Here is a 1,302-nt window from a genome sequence, read left to right as displayed (position 1 = left end):
GTATTATACATCTTGACGAGTGTCCATTACCACCATCACCGAATGAAAGTATCATTGCATGGTGGGAGCAGATACTAAAGTCACAACCCCTTCATGTTAGCGAAAAGCTTAGGGAAATTAGTCGACTAACTAAATCAAAAGAGTTTTTTGTTGTATGTACATTTAACAATTGTGACGGACGTGTCTGGGTCGCTTTAAAATTTACCGCTGAGAAAAAACAGAGCATTCCATTGACCCCTATAAATGTGAAGGGTTGGCAAGGTACAGCAATTCAACTTGATGTGATGTCTAGAACCCATCTTTTATCCAGGGCTGGAGCAAAGATCAACCTAGATGAAAAAAATGTTTGCATTATTGGTTGTGGAAGTCTAGGAGGGATGGTTGCCGAGCAATTAGTGTCTTCAGGTATTTGCAACATAACTCTCTCTGATCCAGATAGCCTATCAATAGAGAACATTTATAGACATTGTTTAGGATCTAAATTCGTAGGGTACAATAAAGCAAGTGGTCTGAAACAATATCTAGAGACAAAGTATCCCTTTGTAAAGGTAAAAGCATCTGAGAAACTCTTATTAGAATATATGGATGAGTCAATAACTGATAATTTTGATTTAATCTTAGTTCTAACAGGTAATGCGAACCATGAGAGAAAATTTGACTCATGGGTAATAAGTTCTCAATGTAAAACTCCGATAATATATGGATGGATCGAAGCATTTGGGGTTGGAGGACATGCAATTTATCACAACAAAATGCATCAAGGCTGTTTAAACTGTTTATTTATAGATAATGTATCTGATGAGATGGAGTTATACCCGAATATAAATTTTATAGCAAAAAACCAAGCTATACTAAAGTCTCATGCCGGATGTGGCTCTGAATTTATATCATATTCGAATCTAGACTCTATTCAGACGGCTATGCTAGTTACTCGCCTAGCACTAGACAATTTATCTGGTAAATTAGATAAAAACATCTGTCATTCATGGAGAGGCGATGGTCAGCTGGCTATAGACAATGGTATAAAACTATCTCATAGATTTTTCCGCATGACGAATACAGAAAAAGAAATTGCAAACGAAAACTGTCATGTATGTGGTTCAAGATGAATGAGATCAAGATAATCAGCGAAGAAAACTTCACACTTGAAATTTCAGAAAACGTTCACAACATCTGGAATTCATTTCGCCAAATAGACCATAAAGATCTTGAAGCGTGTGGCGTTTTAATTGGAGCCATAAATCATAAGGAAAAAATAATTTTTATTGATTTATGTTCTACCCCTCAGCCTAAAGATAGAAG

2 protein-coding genes are annotated in these 1,302 nt (G+C 36.0%); both read left to right on the top strand.

Going from position 1 to position 1,302, the window contains the following annotated elements; translation table 11 throughout:
- Positions 1 to 1,109 (top strand): ThiF family adenylyltransferase (locus LD28_RS22485; RefSeq protein ID WP_193354315.1); only part of this gene is annotated, 1,109 nt, incomplete at its 5' end.
- Positions 1,106 to 1,302: hypothetical protein (locus LD28_RS23695; protein WP_206538758.1), on the top strand; the 197-nt coding region annotated here is incomplete at its 3' end. The genes LD28_RS22485 and LD28_RS23695, both read left to right, overlap by 4 nt.

Origin of the sequence: Aeromonas finlandensis (genome assembly GCF_000764645.1) — a bacterium.
Classification (GTDB): domain Bacteria; phylum Pseudomonadota; class Gammaproteobacteria; order Enterobacterales; family Aeromonadaceae; genus Aeromonas; species Aeromonas finlandensis.
The sequence above is the reverse complement of the archived record's forward strand: the minus strand, read 5'-3'. Positions and strand labels throughout refer to the sequence as shown.